Annotated in this window: 18 protein-coding genes; 11 read left to right on the top strand and 7 right to left on the bottom strand. The window is 60.6% G+C overall.

From position 1 onward, the window contains the following. Position 1: 1 nt before the first annotated feature. Genes tssG through tssA form a run of 6 tightly spaced genes read right to left on the bottom strand, consistent with a single transcriptional unit; the run spans position 2 to position 6,763 of the window. Entirely contained in the window at positions 2–1,015 is a 1,014-nt protein-coding gene (gene tssG / locus CXQ82_RS17730; protein ID WP_101271289.1) for a type VI secretion system baseplate subunit TssG, read from the bottom strand. Then, positions 979–2,766, bottom strand: coding sequence for a type VI secretion system baseplate subunit TssF (tssF, locus tag CXQ82_RS17735; RefSeq protein WP_101271291.1), 1,788 nt, complete (start codon positions 2,764–2,766; stop codon positions 979–981). The genes tssG and tssF overlap by 37 nt, the downstream gene beginning before the upstream one ends. Further along, on the bottom strand, positions 2,756–3,175 hold the full coding sequence (gene tssE, locus CXQ82_RS17740; protein ID WP_177409915.1) for a type VI secretion system baseplate subunit TssE: 420 nt from the start codon (positions 3,173–3,175) through the stop codon (positions 2,756–2,758). The genes tssF and tssE overlap by 11 nt, the downstream gene beginning before the upstream one ends. Beyond that, positions 3,172–4,647: a type VI secretion system contractile sheath large subunit gene (gene tssC, locus CXQ82_RS17745; RefSeq protein ID WP_101271293.1), complete on the bottom strand. Its 1,476-nt coding sequence runs from the start codon at positions 4,645–4,647 to the stop codon at positions 3,172–3,174. Before tssC ends, tssE begins: the two co-directional genes overlap by 4 nt. A gap of 26 nt (positions 4,648–4,673) precedes the next feature. After that, positions 4,674–5,171, bottom strand: coding sequence for a type VI secretion system contractile sheath small subunit (tssB, locus tag CXQ82_RS17750; protein ID WP_101271295.1), 498 nt, complete (start codon positions 5,169–5,171; stop codon positions 4,674–4,676). A 32-nt stretch (positions 5,172–5,203) separates the two neighbouring features. Further along, positions 5,204–6,763, bottom strand: coding sequence for a type VI secretion system protein TssA (gene tssA / locus CXQ82_RS17755; RefSeq protein WP_101271297.1), 1,560 nt, complete (start codon positions 6,761–6,763; stop codon positions 5,204–5,206). A 477-nt stretch (positions 6,764–7,240) separates the two neighbouring features. On the opposite strand from tssA, the gene CXQ82_RS17760 reads away from it, so the two are divergent. Further along, entirely contained in the window at positions 7,241–7,756 is a 516-nt protein-coding gene (locus CXQ82_RS17760) for an Hcp family type VI secretion system effector (RefSeq protein WP_101271299.1), read from the top strand. Between the two features lie 54 nt (positions 7,757–7,810). On the opposite strand, the gene CXQ82_RS17765 is transcribed toward CXQ82_RS17760, so the two are convergent. Next, positions 7,811–8,632 carry an aldo/keto reductase gene (locus CXQ82_RS17765; RefSeq protein ID WP_101271301.1) on the bottom strand — a complete coding sequence of 274 codons (822 nt, stop codon included), beginning with the start codon at positions 8,630–8,632 and terminating at the stop codon, positions 7,811–7,813. 106 nt (positions 8,633–8,738) lie between these two features. Between CXQ82_RS17765 and CXQ82_RS17770 the strand changes: the two genes are divergently transcribed. The 10 genes from CXQ82_RS17770 to CXQ82_RS17820 all read left to right on the top strand — a co-directional run bounded on the left by CXQ82_RS17770 (position 8,739) and on the right by CXQ82_RS17820 (position 21,617). Then, positions 8,739–9,233 carry a DUF1543 domain-containing protein gene (locus CXQ82_RS17770; RefSeq protein ID WP_101271303.1) on the top strand — a complete coding sequence of 165 codons (495 nt, stop codon included), beginning with the start codon at positions 8,739–8,741 and terminating at the stop codon, positions 9,231–9,233. 312 nt (positions 9,234–9,545) lie between these two features. Next, entirely contained in the window at positions 9,546–9,827 is a 282-nt protein-coding gene (locus CXQ82_RS17775; RefSeq protein ID WP_010210937.1) for a peptidylprolyl isomerase, read from the top strand. Between the two features lie 130 nt (positions 9,828–9,957). Beyond that, a complete protein-coding gene (locus CXQ82_RS17780; RefSeq protein WP_101271305.1) occupies positions 9,958–11,820 on the top strand; it encodes an extracellular solute-binding protein in 1,863 nt (620 codons plus the stop codon). Then, positions 11,820–12,881 carry a microcin C ABC transporter permease YejB gene (locus CXQ82_RS17785; RefSeq protein ID WP_101271307.1) on the top strand — a complete coding sequence of 354 codons (1,062 nt, stop codon included), beginning with the start codon at positions 11,820–11,822 and terminating at the stop codon, positions 12,879–12,881. The genes CXQ82_RS17780 and CXQ82_RS17785 overlap by 1 nt, the downstream gene beginning before the upstream one ends. Then, positions 12,881–13,903: an ABC transporter permease gene (locus CXQ82_RS17790; RefSeq protein ID WP_101271309.1), complete on the top strand. Its 1,023-nt coding sequence runs from the start codon at positions 12,881–12,883 to the stop codon at positions 13,901–13,903. Before CXQ82_RS17785 ends, CXQ82_RS17790 begins: the two co-directional genes overlap by 1 nt. A gap of 10 nt (positions 13,904–13,913) precedes the next feature. After that, positions 13,914–15,485: an ABC transporter ATP-binding protein gene (locus tag CXQ82_RS17795; protein WP_101271311.1), complete on the top strand. Its 1,572-nt coding sequence runs from the start codon at positions 13,914–13,916 to the stop codon at positions 15,483–15,485. Positions 15,486–15,626: 141 nt separating this feature from the next. Beyond that, complete coding sequence (locus tag CXQ82_RS17805; RefSeq protein WP_101273816.1) at positions 15,627–17,024, top strand: sigma-54-dependent Fis family transcriptional regulator; 1,398 nt, start codon at positions 15,627–15,629, stop codon at positions 17,022–17,024. Positions 17,025–17,319: 295 nt separating this feature from the next. After that, complete coding sequence (locus CXQ82_RS17810; protein ID WP_032886537.1) at positions 17,320–18,711, top strand: GntP family permease; 1,392 nt, start codon at positions 17,320–17,322, stop codon at positions 18,709–18,711. Positions 18,712–18,718: 7 nt separating this feature from the next. Continuing rightward, complete coding sequence (locus CXQ82_RS17815) at positions 18,719–19,492, top strand: 3-hydroxybutyrate dehydrogenase (protein WP_101271317.1); 774 nt, start codon at positions 18,719–18,721, stop codon at positions 19,490–19,492. A gap of 172 nt (positions 19,493–19,664) precedes the next feature. Beyond that, on the top strand, positions 19,665–21,617 hold the full coding sequence (locus CXQ82_RS17820) for an acetoacetate--CoA ligase (protein WP_101271319.1): 1,953 nt from the start codon (positions 19,665–19,667) through the stop codon (positions 21,615–21,617). Positions 21,618–21,665: the final 48 nt, after the last annotated feature.

Here is a 21,665-nt window from a genome sequence, read left to right on the forward strand (position 1 = left end):
TTCATCTCTCATGAGCGTCGCTCGCCACAATGACCACACCGTCGGCACACTCGTGCGCCAGCCAACTGGTCCAGCCGAGCCGGCAGACGTTGTGCTCGCCGATGTGCAATGGCCTGATCTCGTCCTTGGCCAGTACCAGGCGCAGGTCGTATTCCAAAGGATCCCGTGCCGCCAGCCGCACCAATGAACACAACAGCGGGTAGTCGGTGCCGGTCGGTAGAAACCCGTGAAATCGCTGCCAGTCCAGCCCCTGCACATGCACCCTGAACTTGCCGCTGCGGTCGGCTACTCGCCGCCCCAGCACCTGGTCCTGGCCAAGCACACTATTTGCAACACCGAGCCGATTTCGCTGTGGCTCGGTAATCACCACCGAGCGTTCAACCCACTGTTCGATAAACAGGCGCTGATGTTTGAAGTAATAACGCAACACGGTCTCGATCAGCGCCGCCGAATGCGCACGCAGGCCAAGCAACCCCAGATAGGGCAACAGCCGCTTGCAGTTCAATTGCGCAGCGGTGCGAATCTGCTGCCCCCGCAACCCGATCAAGGCAAACATCTGCTCGGAAAAACCATCACCGGCGCCGGCCTGGAAACACTGCCGATAGCGGTACTTGCGCCAGATCGGCAGCATCAGCCGATGCAGTCGATGGTGAAACAGGTCCAGGAAGTCTCGGGTGGTATTGCCACCCACCCCGTCCACTAACGCCTGCTCGCCATAAAACGCGGGCAATGGCGATCCCGCGCCACACAGGCCCAACACATTCAGGCGAAGACGCGCGCGCAGTTGGTCGTGCTCAACGAAAAACTCCACCCGGTCAATATCGTGACCAGGGAAACCAAGGCCTGGGTTGGCCTGAAACTCCAACCGGTCATACAGCGCGTCGTCATCCAGCATTGGGTGGGCATCGCGCAGACGCTTGAGCACCTGCGAAACGGCCTGGAACAGCGAGTATTCGCGGATTACGCAGGACAGTTGGGTCAAAGCAGGGGTTGCTGGCCCATCCGGGATGGCCATAGGTACACGTCTCCTTGTGTGCTGATGACTCGTAGTTCGTGGTAGGCATTGAGGCTGGCGTAGAGCGCAAAAAATTCGTTGAGTACCGACGCGAACACAAACACTTCGCCCTGACCTGAAAAGCCTTGGGGATCAATCGTCAGATCGATTCGTAAGCCGCGAAATGGCAGGCCGCGATGCAAACGGTCGACGGCCGTATGGCTGACGGACCTCAGCGCCCCCAAGCGTTTCTCGCTGATTTTTTGCGCCTGGCGATCGTGGTAGCGCGGCAGGTCGTAGGTTTCGAGGATCATCTTCAGGGCTTTGATGTCACTCAATGACAGGTAGTTGAGCGACATATTGCTGATGAGGCGCCAGAGAAAGTCATGGTCAAGGGGCGGCGAAAAACTCGCGGTCGCCGCGCAAATATTACGAAACGACACCCCTTCCGGTGTCTGCTCGCACGGCTGGTTGATGGCACCTATCGGCAGCAGCCGAGGCAAATTTTGATTGGTGCACGTCAGCTCGATCGACAGTGTTTCCTGACCATGCTCCAACCCGTTGTTCAACCCCAGCCAGGTATCGAGCCCGGCGTGCTGCGTCGACGAACGCTGGCGGACGCTGTAGCTCGCAGGTCCCGTGGATACGTCAGTGTCACCGTCATGTTCGAAGGATTCGAACGGTACATAGGCCTGATACCCCAACCCTGCGGGGCGCCAACCGACGACGCTGTCCACGGAAAATACACAGGCGTTTTCCCGCGAATACTCCCCAGGTACCAGCAGGTATTCATCCTGCTTGCCGTCCAGGCGAATCGGCACCGCGTCGTGCTTGAACAGGTTGACGATCGGCGTGCAGTAGAGCTTCACGTTATCCAGAGTGGGGTGCTGGGTCTCACGCCATGGGGTATTGAGTTCGAAACGCAGTACCACCCCGCGTGTTTGCTTGAGCGTTTCAGGGGGCAAACTGCGCAGCACATCCAGCCCCTCCACATCGACAAACAGGTATTTCTCAGGAAACACAAAGTACTCCTGCAGATGCCGATAGCCGCGAAACGTGTTCAGCGGATAGGGAATCAACGCCTGATCTTCGCTGAACCCCACCGGGCGTACCTGGTCGGCGCCCAGTCGCAGCGACAGAGCCTGCCCATCAGCACCGCTGACCGGCAGGCCCGCGTGATCGAAGGGCAGCAACTCGATGCCCTCAAGATGGCGCAACAAACTCAGGTACAAGCCCTGCCCAATGTAGTGATCACCTGCCAGATGCAGGCGCAACTGGTCGAACGCGCACTCACTGAAATTGCCCTCGACGCTCATGTCCAGGCGCAGGCTCAACATGCCCCGCTCCCCCTGCACGCTGTATTCCAGGGCGCTCAGTTGCAGTGGCAGGACCTGCGTGGCGTAACAGGTGCGAAAGCGGCAGCGCTCGCCATTCACGGCAGCACTTTCGACCGGCGTATCCCGCGCGACCAGAACTCCAGGGCCGGCCTGTCTCAACGGATCAAATTGCAGGATGCTCAACGCTGGCATTGGCCGCATGTAGTTGGGCCACAGCAAATGCATCAAGGAATGGGTCAGCTCCGGCAGCTCGTCATCCAGTTTCTGGCGCAAACGGCCGGTAAGAAAGGCAAAGCCCTCGAGCAATCTCTCCACATCCGGGTCCTGACCGGGTTCCGCAAGAAAAGGTGCGAGCGCAGGGTTGCGCTCGGAGAAACGCCGCCCAAGCTGGCGTAGCGCACTGAGCTCGCTTTGGTAATAGCGATTAAAGGACATCCGGCGAGACCTCGACCTGCCCGGCGCCACACAATCGCGCGGTGAACACCACCGGCTGCCTGGCACCCTCCACCATCAGCGTCGCCTCGATGATGAATGCCAGGGCCAATGGGTCATGATCCCGAGGCAACGCCGTGACCTGTACAGCCTTCAAGCGCGGCTCGTAGGCGCGGATAAAGCGCTCGATCAACAGCCGCGATTGGCTCAGTGACTCATGCAGGCTGCGGTTCATATCATTGAGGTCGGGCAAGCCATAGTCCGGCAACGTTTGAACGCTGCCCGCACGAATACTGAGCATCTTCCCCAAGTGGGCGGCAACCGACTTCACGGCGCACGCAGGGGCAGTCGCCGGCCGTTCGAGGCGCTCGAAAAGGCGTTGGTTGTGGGTCACCCGCTGGCCTCTGCTCATTCTTTATCAAGCTTGCCAACGAGGGACAGTGTGAAATCCGCCCCCATGTACTTGAAGTGTGGTCGCACGCTCAGGTTGACGCGGTACCAGCCAGGCTCGCCCTCGACGTCACTGACAACAATGCGCGCGGCACGCAGTGGCCGCCGCCCACGCACTTCGGCACTGGGGTTTTCCTGGTCGGCAACGTACTGGCGAATCCACTTATTGAGTTCCAGCTCCAGGTCGGTACGCTCCTTCCACGACCCCAGTTGCTCGCGCTGCAACACCTTGAGGTAATGGGCCAGCCGGTTGACCACCATCATGTAGGGCAGCTGGGTACCCAGGCGATAATTCAGCTCGGCTTCCTTGCCTTCGGCGCTGATGCCGAAGTGTTTGGGCTTCTGCACCGAACTGGCGGAAAAGAACGCGGCATTGTCACTGCCCTTGCGCATCGTCAAGGCAATGAAACCTTCCTGTGCCAGTTCATATTCACGGCGGTCGGAAACCAGAACTTCGGTGGGGATCTTGGTTTCGATTTCGCCCATGCTGTGAAAGTGATGCAACGGCAGATCTTCTACGGCCCCTCCGCTTTGGGGCCCGATAATATTCGGGCACCAGCGAAACCTCGCGAAGCTGTCGGTCAAGCGCGTGGCAAAGGCGTAGGCGGTATTGCCCCACAGGTAGTGTTCGTGGCTGTTCACCACGTTTTCCTGATAGGCAAAGGTCTTGACCGGGCACTCAAGGGGGTCATAGGGCGTACGCAGCAGGAAACGCGGCACGGTCAACCCGATATAACGAGCGTCCTCGCTCTGGCGAAAGCTTTGCCATTTGGCAAACTGCGGGCCTTCGAAATGGTCCTTGAGGTCCTTGAGGTCAGGCAGGCCGGTGAAGCTTTCCAAGCCGAAAAAGCCCGGCCCGGCAGCGGCAATAAAAGGCGCATGTGCCATGCAGGCGACACTCGATGCATATTGCATCAGCTTCACATCGGGCGCGCTTGGGGAAAGAAAGTAGTTCGCAATGATTGCGCCCACTGGCTGGCCACCAAACTGACCGTACTCTGCACTGTAGATATGTTTGTACAACCCGGACTGGGTCACTTCCGGTGAGTCTTCGAAGTCATCCAGCAGGTCTTGCCGAGAAACGTTCAGCAGCTCGATCTTGATGTTTTCACGAAAGTTGGTGCGGTCGACCAGTAACTGCAAGCCCTTCCAGGAGGCTTCCAGGGCCTGGAAGTCCGGATGGTGCAAAATCTCATCCATTTGCCGGCTGAGCTTGGTATCGATCTCGGCAATCATCCGGTCGACCAAGCGCTTCTTGACCGGTTCCCCGCTGTTCTGCGGCTTCATCAGCTCTTCGATAAACGCCGAGACGCCACGCTTGGCAATGCCATAAGCCTCGTCATCTGCACTGAGCAAGGTCTGGGCAATGATATTGTCGAGAATGCTGTATTCGCCCACAGCTTGGGCGGGTACCGGGTTCTGCTGGGTGGTCATGGTGTCAGTGTCCTTTTACTGAAATGTCAGGCGGTGTGGCTGCTCAGCCCCAGTTCCGCCAATACCCGGGCGCGGGATTCATCGTCGGCCAGGGCCTGCTCAATGGCCTTGCGAAAACTTGGCGTATTGCCCAATGGCCCTTTGAGCGCCATGAGCGCCTCGCGCAGCGCCATCAGCTTGTGCAATTCAGGAATCTGCTCCACCAGGTTCGCCGGGTTGAAATCCTTCATAGCGGTGATACGCACCTGAATGGCCAGCTCTTCAACGCCGGCGTCCTCCTGGAGGCGATTGGGTACGTTCAGGGTCAGGCTTAGCGCCTGTTTGGCCAGCACGTCATCGAGGGTGTTCTTGTCGAGTGCGATGGGCTTGCGATCCTCAAGCTTGCGCACATCCTCACGCAGGGTGAAATCTCCCAGCACCAATAGTTTCAACGGCAGCTCGACTTCTTCTTGTGCTCCACCAATAGCGGGTTTGAAGGTGATATTGATGCGCTCTTTGGGTGCCACCGAACCGTCTTTGGCCATGGTATTTCTCCTTTTTCAAGTGGCTCGAAAGCCTATTCAAGTACCGCGTCAAGATCGAAGAGGCATAACCTGCGATGGGTCTCGTCCTTGCGCTCTCGCACGGCGTGGTTTTGTGGCAACAGGTCACAGCAGCGGTGCAGCAATTGCGTGACTTGAAGGGCGAGCCCCGGCTCCCAACGCTCCAGGCCCGAGCGTTGCAGCTGGTGGTCGAGGTCTTCGAGCTGGATCTTGGCCAACTCATGCTTGCCTGCCTGCACACACAAGCGCGCCAGTGCGAGACACCAATGAAAACGGGCCCGATCACTGCGTGCCGTGTACCTGCCCTGCGTGAGTTCATGCACGACCGCCTTGAGCCCGTCCTTTCGCAGCCGGGCCGCCGCCGCCCGCAAGGCCGTTTCCCAAGGTTCGGCATCGGCATCAACTGCTACCGGCAACGCAACTGATTCGGGCCTCTGCAGGTGCCGAGAAACCTGTAGAGCAATCCAATTGCGAGTGTTTGCGTCGGCAAACGCAGTACCGTCGTGGAAGCGAAACTCCGGCAGGTTTGGCAAGCGTTGCAGCAACAACGCGAAGCTGACTTCCAACTCGACCATGGCCAGCTCAGCCTGCAGGGCCTCCAGGCATTGCCAGACCCTGTGCAGCCCGTCGAACCAGAACATCGCACCGGCGAGACTGGCTTCGAGCTCAAGTAACAAATCAGCGTAATGGCCTTGGGCGAAGCGTTCCTGGTAACGCTTGAGCTTGTCGGGCGCAGGCCCTCGCAACGTGGTGACCCGCTCGCTGTCAGCCTCTGGATAGCTGACGAGGGCCAGCCAAGCCAGCGTTCGATTCAGGCGCAAAGCGCGCAGATCGGTGGCGTTCTGGCGCAGCCACCAGGCGCACAACGGCCGGGCCTGCTCCTGCAGGGCACGTAACAATTTGTGGGCGTCTTTTTCGTTATCGACCACCGCCCCAGGCTTCACCATTTGGGTGGGCGCCTGCTTGACCTGGGCAATCACACCGCACGCCCCCGAAGCAGCAACGTCACCTTGCGCCGCACGCTCCAAGCACTGGGCCAACTGCCTGCGGGTCGGCAACAACAGCGGCGCATCATCCACCAGGTGCTCGGCCCACAGTTCGTCAAGGCGCGTCAGGTGCTCAAGCACGGCGTGGAACAGGGGCTGCTGGCCCTGCAGCGACAGGCTCTGTGTGAACAGCGGCTCAAGGCGCAATACCAACCAGCTGAATGCGGCACCACGGGTGCGTGGCTTTTCAGGGTAGACCGCAAGCCAGTGCTGCTCGCAAAGACAGCGCAACACGCCAAGGCCGGCCAGCAGTCCCGGGAAGGATTCACACTGGTGCAGCGCCCAGGTTAACCAGACGGCCACCCGCAGATCCTTGGACTGCTGGCGCAACAGGTACTCGCTGGCCTCCAACACTTTATGCCAGTCGGGCTGGCCGGTGCCGTGCATCGATTGCGCCTTGCCGAGCTCCGCTTCCAGGGCTTCATACTCACTCGAAAAGCGTATATCGCTGCCGGCGAAACAGGCGTGCGAACAAGGCGTCCGTGCAAGTTCCAGGTAATCTTCATAAAGCTTGTTCGAATAAGCCATTTGGCACCACGCACAACTACCCAAGGCAACAAAAACAAACTAAGCACATTGGAGTCGTGCATCAGATTGCCATCTAACCCTCGCTCGAATCACCACGAAGTTCGCAAACCTTAGCCACGCTTAAAACATTCGACAAGCACCGCAACCACACTTAAGAAATATCCTACAAACCACACAATACGTGACCTGCGCAGAATATTGCGCAACCAAAACCCTATAACCAAACAAATAACCTCACACACCCAATGCAGCCAGGAAAATCTCAATGCGCAACTAATTTCACACTTATGCGCAACGAGTTTCACTTATTTTAGATCAACCCATCTCGCCCTACGCTTGAAAGTAAAATCCAATGTGCCGCACCCACCGCTTTTATTGGGCCTTGCACTTTCAGGCACGTTTCTTGTTATAGGCATTTGCCCAGCCGGCACATGGGCCGGTGGGAACTACCCCATCTATTCAGACAAGGAAACCGTCATGCCAACACCCGCCTATCTTTCCATTACCGGCGTCAAACAGGGTTTGATTACGGCAGGCACATTTACCCAGGACTCGGTAGGTAATATTTACCAGGAGGGTCATGAGGACCAGATTCTGGTCCAGGCCTTTTCCCATCAAGTGATCATTCCGCGTGACCCGCAGTCCGGGCAGCCGACAGGCCAGAGGGTGCACAAGCCCTTGATGATCAGTAAGGTCTTCGATAAGTCCTCGCCGCTGCTGTTCAGCGCGCTGACCAGCGGCGAAGAGGTCAAGTGCCGGCTGGAATGGTTTCGAACCTCCTCGGCCGGGACCCAGGAGCACTACTTCACCATTGAACTGGAGGGCGCGACCATCGTCGATATCCAGTCACGCATGCCCAACTGCCAGGACCCGGAGAATGCCCACTTCACTCACTTGGAGGATGTGCACTTCACCTATCGCAAGATCGTATGGACCCACGAAGTCTCTGGCACTTCCGGGTCGGATGACTGGCGCAGCCCAGTAGCGGGCTAAGTCGGCGCCATGCGCAAACGGCGGCCATGGACGGCCGCCCTTCCTGCGCGCGAGCTACACCATTGCCAGCGGATGCTTACGCTTGGGCGCACCGAACACACGGTCAATGGCGTCCAGGTCATGTTCATCCAACACCAACCTGGCAGCGGCCGCGTTGAGCCGCACATGCTCGGGGTTGACCGCCTTGGGGATGGCGATCACACCGTCCTGGCGCAACACCCAGGCCAGGGAAACCTGGGCGGGCGTGACGTCGTGGCGGCGGGCGATCTGCTTGAGCGTGGGGCTGGACAGCAATGCCCCGCCTTGGGCGATTGGGCAGTACGCCATCAACGGCAGGTGATGCTGTTGCCACCAGGGCAGCAGGTCGAATTCGATACCGCGCTCTTCGATGTTGTAGAGCACTTGGTTGGTCGCACAGGCCGGGGATGCCAGTTCCTGCAGGTCGGCTACGTCAAAATTGGAGACGCCCCAGCGGCCGATCTTGCCGGCCTCGCGCAGGCGCTCGAAGGCCTCGACCGTTTCGTCAAGGGGGTACTGGCCGCGCCAGTGCAGCAGGTATAGGTCGATGTACTCCGTGCCCAGCCGTTGCAGGCTGGCTTCGCAGGCACGCGGCACGCCTTTGTGGCTGGCGTTGTGCGGGTAGACCTTGCTCACCAGGAACACCTGGTCGCGCCGGCCGCGAATGGCTTCGCCGACGACCGTCTCGGCGCCGCCCTCGCCGTACATTTCGGCGGTATCGATCAGGGTCATGCCCTCGTCGATGCCCAGTTGCAATGCTGCGACTTCAGCGCGTTGCTGGTCCGGGTTTTCGCCCATGCGCCAGGTTCCCTGGCCGATAACTGGGACGGGCACGCCGGCCAGATCAATAGTACGCATGACAACCTCCTGGTGAGTTCGCGGATTAACAGTGTGGCATTGACCGGACAAAAGGGTTCAATCGAAGTATGGTTGCCCTCTGCCAAGTCGCCAGGAAGGACCTGCAATGCTGTTTGTGGTGATGCTCGGGGGCAAGCACCCCAGGGCTAAAATTGAAGTTCACGATGTGGTGTTCGCTGCGGCGGATACGCTGGAAGCCACTTACGCGCAATTGCGCGAGGCTTGGTTTGGCAGCCCCAAGGGCGTGCATATCGATTCGTGGATGGCGGTAGACGGTGTGGACGGCTGGAAAGTCGAACTCAGCCACCTGGCGCCCCAGGCTGGCGCGCATCATCTGTATTTCATCAACCTGGGCGGCTACGAAGCCAACAGCTTTGGTGAGGCGCACCGTTACCTGCTGGTGGTCGCGCGCGACAAACGCGAGGCGACCGCCAAGGGCAAGCAACAGATGCTGCGCCATTGGTCGCAGGCGCACACCGATGGCGTGTTGGATATCGACGACTGCCTGCCTATCGACCTGGTGGATGGCCGCTACCTGCACCTGGTGCAAGGCGCGCACCGGCCGATCATTCAGCAGAACGACTATATCGTGCTGACTTGACGTCTGAGGTGTTCCTGGTTGACGGCAATTCCAATGTGGGAGGGGGCTTGCCCCCGATAGCAGAGTGTCAGTCAGCATATGGGGTAACTGACACACCGGCATCGGGGGCAAGCCCCCCCCCCACATTTCTGACCGAACACGACACGAAGGCCATACCAAACACGCCGTCCAGCAGGAAGAAAGCCACGGGAGCAAGCTCGCTTGTCACAAGCTTCAGAGCAGTCCCAAAAAATGAATCCCAACGGAACTTTGCCAGGAAATAAACGCCTGAATCCGGTAGGCTCACCCTTTTTACTCAAGGAGTTACTCACCATGGCCAAAGCCACCGCCCGTCACATCCTCGTTTCCACTGAAGACAAGTGCAACGAACTCAAGGCCCAAATCGAAGGCGGCGCTGATTTCGCAGAAATCGCCAAAGCCAACTCCAGCTGCCCATCCAGCCGCGACGGCGGCAACCTGGGTTCGTTCGGTCCAGGCCAGATGGTCAAGGAATTCGACACCGTCGTGTTCAGCGCCCCGGTCAATACCGTGCAAGGCCCGGTGAAAACCCAGTTCGGTTATCACCTGCTGGAAGTGACCAGCCGCCAGGACTGATCAAGCCTGTGCTGATGCAATAAACAACGGCCCGCCTTTTGGTGGGCCGTTGTGCATCTGATGACTGGCGACGCGGATGCCGTTAGCGTACAAATCCCTAATCTTCTTTACCCGGCATGCAAGGCTGAGAATGCGATTGGCTTTTTCCACCACACTGTTCGGCTCTGCCCTGGCCCTGCTGCTCGCCAGCACTGCCGTGATCGCGGCGCCCCAACCTGCCCTCACGGTATACGGCGAACCGGCCAAGTACCCCGCCGGCTTCAGCCATTTCGACTACGCCAACCCCAACGCCCCCAAGGGCGGCAGCCTGCGGCGCTCGGCGCTGGAGATCGGGCGTTTCGACCATGTGTTGCCGTATATCGATAAAGGCATCGGCGTATCCCAGGTTGACGGCTGGCTGTACGCGCCGCTGGCCCAGCGCTCCCTGGACGAGCCCTACACGGTCTACGGCCTGGTCGCCGAGAAGATGGAACGCGCTGACGACGGCCTGTCCTTGCGCTTCTTTCTCAACCCCAAGGCACGTTTCGCCGATGGCAAGCCGATCACCGCCGAGGACGTACGCTACAGTTTCGACCTGCTGATGACCCAGGGCAGCCTGCGTTTTCGCACCCTGTTCGCTGACGTAAAACACGTCGAAGTCGAAGGCGAGCGCCAAGTACGCTTCGATTTCTCCAGCAATGAAAACCGCACCCTGCCCCTGGATATCGCCACCCTGCCGGTGTTTCCCGAGCATTGGTGGAAAACCCGCGACTTCGCCAATGGCGGCGGCTACGAAGCGCCATTGGGCAGCGGCCCGTACAAGGTCAGCAAGATCGACTCCGGCAGCACTATCACCTTTACCCGCGACCCGGACTGGTGGGGCAAGGACCTGCCCGTCAGCCGTGGCCTGTACAACTTTGATCACCTGAGCCTGGAATACTTCGGCGACACCGAAGTGGCCCGCCAGGTGTTGCGTGGCGGCGCGTACGACTTCAACCGTGAGTTTTCCGCCACCGGTTATTCCATCGGCTACAACGGGCCGGCCCTGGATGATGGCCGCCTGCAACGCGCGCACTTGGCCAAGGAAATGCCCCAGCCCGCCCAGGGTTATGTGTTCAACGTGCAAAAGCCGATGTTCAAGGACCGCCGCGTGCGCCAGGCCCTGGCGATGCTGTGGGATTTTGAATGGGCCAACCGGCAGATGATGCGCAATATGTACATCCGCCAGCAGAGCTTCTTCTCCAATAGCCCGCTGGCCGCCACCCAGTTACCGAGCAAGGAAGAGCTGGCCATTCTGGAACCCTTGCGCGGCCAGGTACCCGATGAGGTGTTCACCCAGGTGTTCAAGGCGCCGGTCACCGATGGCAGCGGCATGATCCGCGACAAGCAACTGCAAGCCCTGGCCCTGCTGGAAGCCGCGGGTTGGAAGCCGGACGGTGACAAGTTGGTGAATGCCGAGGGTGAGCCGCTGGAGTTCACCTTCCTGAATGCCCAGAGCGGCCTGGAACGCCTGTTGTTGCCGTACAAGCGCAACCTGGCGCAGATCGGCATTACCCTGAATATCCGCCGCATTGACTCCTCCCAGTACGTGAACCGGCTGATGGCACGTGACTACGACATGATCGTCACCGGCTTCCCGGTCACCACGTCGCCGGGCATGGAGCTCTACAACTACTTCGGCTCCGCCGCGGCGTTTGATTCAGGCGCGAATAACTACATGGTGCTCAAGGACCCCGCCGTCGACAGCCTGATCAAGGGCCTGGTCAAGGCCGACACCCAGGCACAGATGCTCACCTACGCCCACGCCCTGGATCGGGTGCTGCAATGGAATTACCTGTGGATTCCCAATTACTACCCGCCCGGCACCTCCGCTGCATGGTGGAACCGCTTCGGTCGCCCGGCCATCGAGGCCAAGAACGACGAAGCCCTGGAAACCTGGTGGGAAATCAGCTCCACGCCGCTGACGAATGAGCAAATGACTGCAGAACTGAAAAAACGCGCGGGGGCCCGCTGATGTTTGCCTACATCGTGCGGCGCCTGCTGCTGATCATTCCGACGCTGGTGATCATTCTGTTGGTGAATTTCGTCATCGTCCAAGCTGCGCCCGGCGGGCCTGTGGAACAGGCCATCGCCCACCTGCAAGGCATCGGTGGTGGTGGCGTCGGTGGCGGCTCCGGCGAAGGGCTCAGCAGCGGCTCGCGGGCCAGCCGTGGCCTGGACCCGAAACTGATCAAGGACATCGAGAAACAATACGGCTTCGACAAGCCCGCCCCTGAGCGCCTGTGGTTGATGCTCAAGAGCTACGCCCAACTGGATTTCGGTAACAGCTTCTTTCGCGGTAAAACGGTGATCGACCTGATCCTGGAAAAAATGCCGGTGACCATTTCCCTCGGTCTGTGGGCGACGCTGATCACCTACCTGGTCTCGATCCCCCTGGGGATTCGCAAAGCGGTGCGCCATGGCAGCAGCTTTGACGTGTGGAGCAGCACCGCCATCGTGATCGGCTACGCCATGCCGGCATTCCTGTTTGCGATGTTCCTGATCGTGGTGTTTGCCGGTGGCACGTCGCTGAACTGGTTCCCGGTACGTGGGCTGGTCTCGGAGAACTTCGAGGAACTCAGCACGGTGGGCAAGATTGCCGACTATTTCTGGCACCTGGTGCTGCCGGTGACCTCGCTGGTGATCGGCGGGTTCGCCACGCTGACCATCCTCACCAAGAACTCGTTCCTCAATGAAATAACGCGCCAGTACGTCGTCACCGCGCGCGCCAAGGGCTTGAGCGAACGGCGCGTGCTGTACGGCCATGTGTTCCGCAACGCCATGCTGCTGGTGATCTCGGGGATTCCCCAGGCGTTTATCAGCGTATTTTTTGCCGGCTCGCTGCTGATCGAGGTGATCTTCTCCCTCGATGGCCTGGGCCGCATGAGCTACGAAGCCGCCGTGTCCCGCGACTATCCGGTGGTGTTCGGCTCGCTGTTTATCTTCACCTTGTTTGGCCTGCTGATAAAACTCATCGGCGACCTTTGCTACACCCTGGTGGACCCGCGTATCGACTTCGCCGCGAGGAACGCCTGATGCTTAATCTGTCTCCCGTGGCCCGCCGACGCTTCGAGCGTTTCAAGAAAAACCGTCGCGGCTGGTGGTCGCTGTGGCTGTTTATCGGCCTGTTTATCCTGACCCTCGGCGGTGAGTTGATCGCCAACGATAAACCGCTGGTGCTCAGCTACAAAAACGAGCTGTATTTCCCGGTGTTCAAGCGCTACACCGAGCAGCAGTTTGGCGGGCAGTTGCCATTCCAGGCCGACTACCGCAGCGACTACGTGCAAAAGCTGATAGAGCAGGACGGCGGCTGGATGCTGTTCCCACCGATCCCGTTCAGCGATGACACCCCCAACTACGAACTGACCCGCCCGGCCCCCAGCCCGCCCTCGACGGTGAACTGGCTGGGCACCGACGATCAGTCGCGGGATGTGTTGGCGCGGGTGATCTTTGGCGCGCGGGTATCGATATTGTTTGCCTTGGCGCTGACCGCCATCAGCGCCGCCATCGGTATTGCCGCCGGCGCCTTGCAGGGCTATTACGGCGGCTGGGTCGACCTGATCGGCCAGCGCGTGCTGGAAGTGTGGTCGGGGCTGCCCGTGCTGTACCTGCTGATTATCCTGTCGGGTTTTGTCGAGCCGAATTTCTGGTGGCTGCTGGGGATCATGGCGCTGTTTTCCTGGCTGGCCCTGGTGGACGTGGTGCGCGCCGAGTTCCTGCGAGGGCGCAACCTGGAATATGTGAAGGCCGCGCGGGCCCTGGGTTTGGGCGATGCCAAGATCATTCGCCGGCATATCCTGCCCAATGCCATGACCGCCACGTTGAGTTACCTGCCGTTCATTCTGACCGGGGCGATTTCCACCTTGAGCGCCCTGGATTTTCTCGGCTTCGGCATGCCGGCGGGCAGTGCATCGCTGGGTGAGTTGATCGCCCAAGGCAAGCAGAACCTGCAAGCGCCGTGGCTGGGCCTGACGGCGTTTTTCACCTTGGCGCTGATCCTGTCGCTGCTGGTCTTTATCGGCGAGGCGTTGCGTGACGCCTTCGACCCACGCTCATGAGTAATTGCGTATGAACCTGATCGAGATCCGCGACCTCAGCGTCGCCTTCAGCGGCCAGACCGTCGTCAGCAAACTGTGCCTGGACGTGCGCCCCGGCGAGTGCCTGGCGCTGGTTGGCGAATCGGGCTCGGGCAAGTCGGTGACGGCCCATTCGATTCTGCAACTGCTGCCGGAGGCCGGCACTGTCACCACCGGCTCCATCCGGTATCGCGGCCAGGAACTGATTAGCGCTTCGGCGGCCACCCTGCAAAAGCTGCGCGGCAACCGCATTGCGATGATCTTCCAGGAGCCGATGACCTCCCTGAACCCGCTGCACAGCATCGAAAAACAGATCGGCGAAACCCTGCTGCTGCACAAGGGCTTGGGCGGCAAGGCGGCGCAGGCGCGCATCCTCGAACTGCTCGACCTGGTGGGCATCCAGAAACCCCAGGAACGGCTCAAGGCTTACCCCCACCAGCTGTCCGGCGGCCAGCGCCAACGGGTGATGATCGCCATGGCCCTGGCCTGTGAGCCAGAGCTGCTGATCGCCGACGAGCCAACCACGGCGCTGGACGTGACCGTGCAGCGCAAGATCCTGCTGCTGCTCAAATCCCTGCAACAACGCCTGGGTATGTCGCTGCTGCTGATCAGCCACGACCTCAACCTGGTGCGCAGCATTGCCCAGCGCGTGTGTGTGATGCGCGCCGGGGAGATCGTCGAGCAGGCCGACTGCCAGACCCTGTTCACGGCCCCGCAGCACCCGTACAGCCGCCTGTTGCTCGACGCCGAACCTTCCGGCGATGTGCTGTGCAGTGACCCACGCGAGACGGTATTGGACGTCACCGACCTGAGCGTGCAATTCCCCCTCGGCGGCGGGCTGTTTCGCCGCAAGACCTACCTGCACGCGGTCGACGGCATCAGCCTCAGCGTGCAGCGCGGCAAGACCCTGGGGATCGTCGGCGAGTCTGGCTCGGGCAAGTCCACCCTCGGCCAGGCGATCCTGCGCCTGCTCGACTCCACTGGCAGCATCCGTTTTCAGGGCGAAGCCCTCGACCCCTTGAACAACCAGCAAATGCGCCCGTGGCGCAAGCAGATGCAGGTGGTGTTCCAAGACCCTTACGGCAGCCTCAGCCCGCGCATGTCGGTGCAACAGATCATCAGCGAAGGCCTCGAGGTGCACGCGCCGTGTAGCCTGGCCGACCGCGACGCGCAAGTGATCCAGGTGCTCAAGGATGTGGGCCTCGACCCCGCCAGCCGGCATCGCTACCCCCACGAATTTTCCGGCGGCCAGCGCCAGCGCATCGCCATCGCCCGCGCGCTGGTGCTCAAGCCGGCGTTGATGCTGCTCGATGAGCCCACCTCCGCCCTCGACCGCACCGTGCAAAAGCAGGTGGTGGCGCTGCTGCGCGAGCTGCAGGAAAAATATGGTCTGACCTACCTGTTTATCAGCCACGACCTGGCGGTGGTACGCGCCATGGCCCACGACATGATCGTGGTCAAGGACGGCAAGGTGGTGGAGCGCGGGGCGAGCCATGATGTATTCGAGTCGCCGCAACATCCGTACACCAAAGAGCTGCTGGCGGCGGCACACATCCCCTTGTAAACCCAGCCCCCTGTGGGAGCGGGCTTGCTCGCGAAGGCGGCGTGTCAGCCTGTGTATCCGGCACTGATACACAGCTTTCGCGAGCAAGCCCGCTCCCACAGGATCGCGCCCCCACCCCCAATGTATGTTGACGACATAACTATGAACATCACCAATAACCTCAAGGATTACCAGCAGGTTCGCGGCCTGGCGATTCAGTCGCTGTTCGAGATTATCGAGCAGTCCAGCGAAGGCACGGTGATCGTCGACCGCGATGCCAATATCGTCTGGATGAACGAGCGCTACGCCAAGCGCTTCGGCCTCAACAGCGCCGATGAAGCCATCGGCCAACCCTGTGAGCAGGTGATTTCCAACAGCCTGTTGCGCCAGGTCGTACGCACCGACCAGCCAATTCTGCTGGATATCCAGGACACCCCTAAAGGCCCGTTGGTGGTGATGCGCCTGCCGATCCACAACGACGCCGGCGCGGTGATCGGCGCCATTGGTTTTGCGCTGTTCGACGAGCTGCGCAACCTGTCGCCGCTGATCGAGCGTTACTTGAGCATGCAGCAGGAGTTGGCCTCCACCCGTTCACTGCTGCGTAAACGCCAGAGCAAGTACAACTTCGCGCACTTTATCGGCACCAGTGCCGCCAGCCTCGAAGTCAAACGCCGTGCACGGCGCAGTGCGAGTGCCGAATCGCCGGTGTTGTTGCTGGGCGAAACCGGCACCGGCAAGGAGCTGCTGGCCCAGGCCATCCACGGTGCTTCGGCACGTGCGCACAAGGCCTTTGTCAGCATCAACAGCGCCGCGATCCCCCATGACTTGCTGGAAGCCGAGTTTTTCGGCACCGCGCCGGGTGCGTTCACCGGCGCCGACCGCAAGGGCCGCCCCGGCAAGTTCCAGATTGCCCAGGGCGGCACACTGTTCCTGGATGAAATCGGCGACATGCCCCTGCCGCTACAAAGCAAATTGCTGCGGGTGTTGCAGGAAAAGGAATTCGAACCGGTAGGCTCCAACGAGATGCTGCACAGCGATGTGCGGGTGATCGCCGCCACCTCCATGGACCTGGAGGCGGCAATCAAGCGCGGTGAGTTTCGTGCAGACCTGTATTACCGGCTGAATGTGCTGCCGATCCAGGTGCCGCCGCTGCGTGAACGACTGGAGGATATCCCTGCACTGAGCGAGGCGATCCTGGAAGAGCTGCACAGCCAGCACGAACTCGACCACGACGCCCTGAGCCTATTGGCACAGCACGCGTGGCCGGGGAATATCCGTGAGCTGCGCAATGTGTTGGAGCGCGCGGCACTGCTGAGTGATGACCTGGTGCTGAATGACACACAGATTCGCGCGGCGATCGGCACCTTCAGGCCGGTGGCGCGGGGCCCGGTGGAGGCGATCGAGGGTGAAACGTTCGCGGCGGCGAGGGAGCGCTTTGATCGACAGGTGATTGCGGCGGCGCTCAAGGGTTGTGGGGGCAATGTGGTGGAGGCCGCGCAGCGCTTGGGGTTGGGTAGATCGACCTTGTACAAGAAGATGGTTGCCCTTGGCATTGCCTGATCTCATTTTAGAGATATAAATCTCATAACAGAGATATTCAATGTGGGAGGGGGCTTGCCCCCGATAGCAGTGGGTCAGTCACTCTAAGTGTCGGCTGATACACCGCTATCGGGGGCAAGCCCCCTCCCACATTTGTTATGTGTTTGTCTCTAGAACGAGACACGATTTGATGTTTTAACATCGTAATCTATAAATATTTATATATTTCAACGACTTACAAACATGGCACACATCTCGCTATAGCCCCTTCCTACAGCAACACCCCACAAAAATAACAATCCGATGGAGACACACCATGAGTGTGATCATTGCCCTGGCAGCCCTGGCGCTGCTGATGCTGGCTGCTTACCGTGGCTATAGCGTTATCCTGTTTGCCCCCATCGCCGCCCTCGGCGCCGTGCTGCTCACCGACCCGTCCGCCGTCGCCCCTGCGTTTACCGGGGTGTTCATGGAGAAAATGGTCGGCTTTATCAAACTGTATTTCCCGGTATTCCTGCTCGGTGCGGTGTTCGGCAAGCTGATCGAGCTGTCGGGCTTTTCGCGGTCGATTGTCGCCGCTGCCATCCGCCTGCTCGGCACGCGCCAGGCGATGCTGGTGATTGTGCTGGTGTGCGCCCTGCTCACCTACGGCGGCGTGTCGCTGTTTGTGGTGGTGTTTGCGGTGTACCCGTTCGCCGCCGAGATGTTCCGCCAGAGCAATATCCCCAAGCGCCTGATCCCGGCGACCATCGCCCTCGGCGCCTTTTCGTTCACCATGGACGCCCTGCCCGGCACGCCGCAGATCCAGAACATCATCCCCAGCACGTTTTTCAACACCACCGCCTGGGCCGCGCCATGGCTGGGGCTGATCGGCACAATTTTCGTGTTCTGCACCGGCATGCTCTACCTGGCGCGCCAGCGCAACAAGGCCCAGCGCGCCGGTGAAGGGTATGGCACCGAGCTGCGCAACGAACCGGAAACCGCTGAAAACCTGACGCTGCCCAACCCGTGGATCGCCCTCTCGCCATTGATCCTGGTGGGCGTGATGAACCTGTTGTTCACCCACTGGATCCCGCAGTGGTATGGCAAGACCCACAGCCTCAGCCTGCCGGGCATGAGTGCACCAGTGACCACCGAAATCGCCAAGCTCACGGCAATCTGGGCGGTGCAGGCCGCGTTGCTGGTGGGCATTCTCATGGTGCTGGCATTCGGTTGGTCGGCGATCAAAAGCAAGCTGGCCGAAGGCAGTAAAAGTGCGGTCAGCGGTGCCCTGTTGGCGGCGATGAACACCGCGTCGGAATACGGCTTTGGTGCGGTGATCGCCTCGTTGCCGGGCTTTCTGGTGCTGGCGGACTGGCTCAAGGGCATTCCCAACCCGCTGGTCAACGAAGCGATCACTGTGACCCTGCTGGCCGGTATCACCGGTTCGGCGTCCGGCGGCATGAGCATCGCCCTGGCGGCCATGTCCGAAAGCTTTATTTCGGCGGCCCATGCGGCCAATATCCCCCTTGAAGTGCTGCACCGGGTCGCGGCCATGGCCAGCGGCGGCATGGACACCCTGCCGCACAACGGCGCGGTGATCACGCTGCTGGCGGTGACCGGCCTGACCCACCGCGAAGCCTACAAGGACATTTTCGGCATCACGATTATCAAGACCCTCGCGGTGTTCGTGGTGATCGGTACTTTCTACGCCACCGGCATTGTGTGAGGTTTTCATGACGACATTGAACGGCAAGACCGCCCTGGTTACCGGTTCCACCAGCGGCATCGGCTTGGGCATAGCCCTGAGCCTGGCAGAGGCCGGTGCCAACCTGATCCTCAACGGCTTCGGCGACGCCAGTGCGGTGATCGCCCAGGTGCAGGCGTTCGGCGGCAAGGTCGGGCATCACCCGGCAGACGTCAGCGACCCGGCGCAGATCGCCGACATGTTCGCCTACGCCGAGCGTGAATTCGGCGGCGTGGATATTCTGGTGAACAATGCCGGTATCCAGCATGTGGCGGCGGTAGAAGACTTTCCAGTGGAGCGCTGGGACTCGATCATCGCGATCAACCTGTCCTCGGTGTTCCACAGCACGCGCCTGGGCCTGCCGGGGATGAAGGCCAAGGGCTGGGGGCGTATCGTCAATATCGCCTCGGTGCACGGCCAGGTCGGTTCGGTGGGCAAGGCCGCGTATGTGGCGGCCAAGCACGGGGTGATCGGCTTGACCAAAGTGGTGGGCCTGGAAACGGCCACCAGCAATGTAACCTGCAACGCGATTTGCCCGGGTTGGGTGCTGACGCCGCTGGTGCAAAAGCAGATAGATGATCGCATCGCCACCGGGGTGGACCCACAGCAGGCGCAGCATGATTTACTTGCCGAAAAGCAGCCGTCGCTGGAGTTTGTGACACCGCCGCAACTGGGTGAACTGGTGCTGTTCTTGTGCAGCGAGGCCGGTGCCCAGGTACGTGGCGCAGCATGGAATATCGACGGCGGCTGGCTGGCCCAGTAATACCCTGACCGCCCAAACATAGGAGATCTAAATGTGGGAGCGGGCTTGCTCGCGAATGCGCTATATCAGCTAGCACATTGGGTACTGACCCACCGCATTCGCGAGCAAGCCCGCGCCTACATTTGCCCTGTGTTGTCTGGCAGACCTCATACAAGAACAAGAGACCTTGCTGATGTCCGACATTCTCTGGCAGCCCTCGCCCGAACGCATCGCCAACACGCGCATGGAGCACTTCCGGCGCTATATCAATAAACATCACGGCGTGGACTTGGCCGACTACCCCGCCCTGCACCAATGGAGCATCGACCAGCGCCCCGCTTTCTGGCAGGCCATCGTGGCGTTCTTCGACGTGCAATTTCGCCGCGCGCCCACCGCGGTGCTGATCGAAGACCGCGAGATGCCCAGCGCGCAATGGTTTCCCGACGCCACCTTGAATTTTGCCGAACACCTGCTGCGCCGTCGCGATGATCACCCGGCCGTGGTCGCCATTGGCGAAGACGGCCAGCGCGAGCAGCTGACCTACGCCGAACTGGCCGCCCATGTCGCCGGCCTGCAAAAAAGCCTGCGAGCGGCCGGCGTCACCCAGGGTGACCGCGTCGCGGCCTGCATGCCCAACACCTGGCAAACCCTGGTGGGCATGCTCGCCACCACCAGCCTGGGCGCGATCTGGTCGTGCTCCTCGCCGGATTTCGGCACCCAAGGCGTGATCGACCGGTTCGGCCAGATCGAACCCAAGGTGCTGATCACCTGCGCGGGTTACCGCTACGCCGGCAAGACCCTCGACCAGAGCGCCAAGCTCAATGAAATCCTCGAACGCCTGCCTTCCCTCGAGCAATTGATCATCGTGCCTTACGCACGGCCCCAGGCGCGGATCGAGGACTATCGGACCCCGGCCAATGTCTGCTTGTGGAACGATTTCTACGCCCCCGGTGGCGAGCCTGAATTCGTCGCGGTGCCGTTCGACCATCCGCTGTATATCCTCTACTCCAGCGGCACTACCGGCGTGCCCAAGTGCATCATCCACGGCACCGGCGGCGTGCTGCTCACCCATCTCAAGGAGCACGGCCTGCATGCCGACCTGTCCCGCGAGGATTGCCTGTTCTACTACACCACCTGCGGCTGGATGATGTGGAACTGGCTGGTGTCGGTACTCGCGCTTGGAGCAACCGCCGTGCTGTATGAAGGTTCGCCGTTTCACCCGGGGCCGGAGCGCTTGATCGACCTGATCGATGCGGAAAAGATCAGCGTGTTCGGCACCAGCCCCAAGTTCCTCGCCACCCTGGAAAAAGCCGGGCTGCAACCGCGCCTGAGCCACGACCTGGGCAGCCTCAAGGGGCTGATTTCCACCGGTTCGCCACTGTCGCCCCAGAGCTACGACTACGTGTACCGCGAGATCAAGGGCGAGCTGTGCCTATCGTCAATGTCCGGCGGCACCGATATTGTTTCCTGCTTTGTGATCGGCAACCCGGTGTTGCCGGTGCGCCGTGGCGAAATGCAGTGCAAGAGCCTGGCGATGGCCATCGAGGTATGGGACGACCAGGGCCAGCCGTTGATCGGCGAAAAAGGCGAGCTGGTGTGCACTCGACACTTCCCGGCCATGCCGATTGGTTTGTGGAACGACCGGGACGGGAAGAAACTGCGCGCCTCGTATTTCAGCCAGTTCCCGGGCGTGTGGGCCCAGGGCGACTACGCCGAACAGCGCCCGAATGGCAGCCTGCTGATCCACGGGCGTTCCGACGCGGTACTCAACCCCGGCGGCGTGCGCATCGGCACGGCCGAGATCTATCGCCAGGTAGAAAAAGTGCCGCAGGTGGTGGAAAGCCTGGCCATCGGCCAACGCTGGCAGGACGATGTGCGCGTGGTGCTGTTTGTGCGCCTCACCGACGGTATCGCGCTGGATGACGCCCTGGAGCAACAGATCCGCCAGGTGATCCGCGCCAACACCACGCCCCGCCATGTGCCGGCAAAGATCCTCGCTGTCACGGATATCCCCCGCACCATCAGCGGCAAGATCGTCGAACTGGCGGTGCGCAATGTGGTGCATGGCGAACCGGTCAAGAACACTGACGCACTGGCAAACCCGCAGGCCCTGGAGCAGTTTCGCGACCGCCCTGAACTGGCGTAAAGATGAAAGGTTTCAGCCCTGAGGCACTCATTTGAAGACAATGCCCCA

It is taken from the genome of Pseudomonas sp. S09G 359 (genome assembly GCF_002843605.1).
Taxonomy (GTDB): domain Bacteria; phylum Pseudomonadota; class Gammaproteobacteria; order Pseudomonadales; family Pseudomonadaceae; genus Aquipseudomonas.

What these genes read in the sequence shown, in the direction of transcription:
- tssG (WP_101271289.1), bottom strand. Translation starts at nt 1,015, where the DNA reads ATGGCCATCCCGGATGGGCCAGCAACCCCTGCTTTGACCCAACTGTCC.
- tssF (WP_101271291.1), bottom strand. Translation starts at nt 2,766, where the DNA reads ATGTCCTTTAATCGCTATTACCAAAGCGAGCTCAGTGCGCTACGCCAG.
- tssE (WP_177409915.1), bottom strand. Translation starts at nt 3,175, where the DNA reads ATGAGCAGAGGCCAGCGGGTGACCCACAACCAACGCCTTTTCGAGCGC.
- tssC (WP_101271293.1), bottom strand. Translation starts at nt 4,647, where the DNA reads ATGACCACCCAGCAGAACCCGGTACCCGCCCAAGCTGTGGGCGAATAC.
- tssB (WP_101271295.1), bottom strand. Translation starts at nt 5,171, where the DNA reads ATGGCCAAAGACGGTTCGGTGGCACCCAAAGAGCGCATCAATATCACC.
- tssA (WP_101271297.1), bottom strand. Translation starts at nt 6,763, where the DNA reads ATGGCTTATTCGAACAAGCTTTATGAAGATTACCTGGAACTTGCACGG.
- CXQ82_RS17760 (WP_101271299.1), top strand. Translation starts at nt 7,241, where the DNA reads ATGCCAACACCCGCCTATCTTTCCATTACCGGCGTCAAACAGGGTTTG.
- CXQ82_RS17765 (WP_101271301.1), bottom strand. Translation starts at nt 8,632, where the DNA reads ATGCGTACTATTGATCTGGCCGGCGTGCCCGTCCCAGTTATCGGCCAG.
- CXQ82_RS17770 (WP_101271303.1), top strand. Translation starts at nt 8,739, where the DNA reads ATGCTGTTTGTGGTGATGCTCGGGGGCAAGCACCCCAGGGCTAAAATT.
- CXQ82_RS17775 (WP_010210937.1), top strand. Translation starts at nt 9,546, where the DNA reads ATGGCCAAAGCCACCGCCCGTCACATCCTCGTTTCCACTGAAGACAAG.
- CXQ82_RS17780 (WP_101271305.1), top strand. Translation starts at nt 9,958, where the DNA reads ATGCGATTGGCTTTTTCCACCACACTGTTCGGCTCTGCCCTGGCCCTG.
- CXQ82_RS17785 (WP_101271307.1), top strand. Translation starts at nt 11,820, where the DNA reads ATGTTTGCCTACATCGTGCGGCGCCTGCTGCTGATCATTCCGACGCTG.
- CXQ82_RS17790 (WP_101271309.1), top strand. Translation starts at nt 12,881, where the DNA reads ATGCTTAATCTGTCTCCCGTGGCCCGCCGACGCTTCGAGCGTTTCAAG.
- CXQ82_RS17795 (WP_101271311.1), top strand. Translation starts at nt 13,914, where the DNA reads ATGAACCTGATCGAGATCCGCGACCTCAGCGTCGCCTTCAGCGGCCAG.
- CXQ82_RS17805 (WP_101273816.1), top strand. Translation starts at nt 15,627, where the DNA reads ATGAACATCACCAATAACCTCAAGGATTACCAGCAGGTTCGCGGCCTG.
- CXQ82_RS17810 (WP_032886537.1), top strand. Translation starts at nt 17,320, where the DNA reads ATGAGTGTGATCATTGCCCTGGCAGCCCTGGCGCTGCTGATGCTGGCT.
- CXQ82_RS17815 (WP_101271317.1), top strand. Translation starts at nt 18,719, where the DNA reads ATGACGACATTGAACGGCAAGACCGCCCTGGTTACCGGTTCCACCAGC.
- CXQ82_RS17820 (WP_101271319.1), top strand. Translation starts at nt 19,665, where the DNA reads ATGTCCGACATTCTCTGGCAGCCCTCGCCCGAACGCATCGCCAACACG.